At 46.4% G+C, this 1712-nt stretch carries 2 protein-coding genes; one reads left to right on the forward strand and one right to left on the reverse strand.

The window, feature by feature from the left end; genetic code table 11:
• Positions 1-192 precede the first annotated feature (192 nt).
• Complete coding sequence (locus tag AD949_RS00105) at positions 193-522, reverse strand: DUF5862 family protein (protein ID WP_061504589.1); 330 nt, start codon at positions 520-522, stop codon at positions 193-195.
• 605 nt (positions 523-1127) lie between these two features.
• On the opposite strand from AD949_RS00105, the gene AD949_RS13895 reads away from it, so the two are divergent.
• The gene (locus AD949_RS13895; protein WP_141325538.1) at positions 1128-1334 is read left to right on the forward strand and encodes a hypothetical protein; all 207 of its coding nucleotides are present in this window, start codon (positions 1128-1130) and stop codon (positions 1332-1334) included.
• The last annotated feature ends 378 nt before the right edge of the window (positions 1335-1712 follow it).

Raw genomic sequence — 1712 nt, forward strand, 5'->3', positions numbered from 1 at the left:
GTTTTTGCCATTCTGCCAGAGAATTGAGTTGCCGCTTGGTTTCAGGTTGCCGGTGACTTCGCTACCATTTGGTTGGTAATCGACGTCGGCATTCCAGTTAATTTCGCCCATAATATCCCCGCCCCCTTAAACTTTAAGAAAGTCCGTACGCGCTCTTGCCGTAGTGGACATGGCGCGTACGGACCAGTGTTTTTAGTGGTTGTTCTGCTGACCGGCTGTGCCGCTACCAACCTGATTGATCCAGTTGACGAGGACCGGCTCACCATCCTGCAGGCCTACAGCAGCGCCCATAACCGTTCCGGCAATTGCGCCCTGAATGGTCGGAATAAAGAGGCCAACCAGCTGGCCAATGGCGCCAATGCCGAAGATGCCGCCGCCGTCACCACCATGGATGCCGCCGATCATCATGCCTTCAGACGCACCAGCAACACAGCCGACTACAGCGCCTGCTAGACTGTCAAAAAAGCCTTTGGCCTGGCCACCAGAAACTTCTGTCGTTTCGGCAAAAGTAAGTTCACGCATGCACTTAACTCCTTTTTTTATGAGTGCGGAGGGAACGTCACATAATTTCCAACGGGATGGGAAGAGTAATTTTCAGTATATATGAATTATTAATGGATTTAATTACTATATTTACGTAGTTAATTTTTTATTTATTTATTAATAAGAAGTAAATAAAAAATGTTTATTATGATAAATATAAAAAATTCCAAAAATTTATGAATTTTATAAGGGTTTCATTTTTCTTGGGATTGCATTCTGCATTAAAAATAAAATCATGAGTGAAGCCCAGTCGATATTCAGAATGCTCAAATATTTTTATTAGCGTTTCATAGGTCTCTGTGTTGGTGCGCGGAGCAGATGAATGGGGATCAACTGGTATGAGTTAAAGGCGGTGTACCGGCGTTTAAGCCGCGGGTGTTATGCCGGCGTCAGGGAAAGTGTCTTTGACGAGCTGACCATCAATCGCGACAAGCGGTATGACAGCACCATCGTTCGCGTCCACCAGCAAAGCAGTGAATGGAAAAGAGATTGCGTAAAATCAGGCGTTGGAGCTTTCGTGACGAGGATTGACCACACAAATCCATAGGCTGACCGACACTCTGAGTGGGTCATTATGCTTTATTATGACCGATGGTCAGGTTTATGACGTCACTCATGCCACAGCATTGCACGAAGGGCAGACTGCGGGCGTGGGTATCGGCGACAAAGCTTGTGACAGTAATGCATTCCGCGAACAGAGCATAGACAATGCAAGCAGAGGCCGTTATTTTCTCAAAACGGAACCGCAAGATATTCATCCCGCATGGCAGAACTTTTTACAAATTCCGTAACCGTATTAAGCGATGTTTCAATCATTGGAAACATTTTCGTCGCTTCGCAATGCGCTACGATTGCAAAATCATCTATATTTATAGGGTTTGTTTTTCTTGCTTCAGCCGTGATCTGGAAGGGATGAGGGTCGATTGAATCTAGTATAAACAGAACGCCATAATAAAAAACCGCGCTTGTAGAGCGCGGCTTTTTATTATGGCAGGCCGGGGGGTAGCCTGCCAGAGTGTTTTTGTTAATGCGTTGCTGTAGATAGTTCCTTTTGGGTTTCTTCGACCGTATAGGGTCCCCCATTCAGGATCTGCAAAGACAGCATTGCGATGGTTTCCGCATTGCGGTGACCAAGGTCAAGCACGGCCTGCCCGGTTGTCCAGCGGCAT

Origin of the sequence: Acetobacter orleanensis, from assembly GCF_001581005.1 — a bacterium.
Taxonomy (GTDB): domain Bacteria; phylum Pseudomonadota; class Alphaproteobacteria; order Acetobacterales; family Acetobacteraceae; genus Acetobacter; species Acetobacter orleanensis.

What these genes read in the sequence shown, in the direction of transcription:
- AD949_RS00105 (WP_061504589.1), bottom strand. Translation starts at nt 522, where the DNA reads ATGCGTGAACTTACTTTTGCCGAAACGACAGAAGTTTCTGGTGGCCAG.
- AD949_RS13895 (WP_141325538.1), top strand. Translation starts at nt 1,128, where the DNA reads ATGACCGATGGTCAGGTTTATGACGTCACTCATGCCACAGCATTGCAC.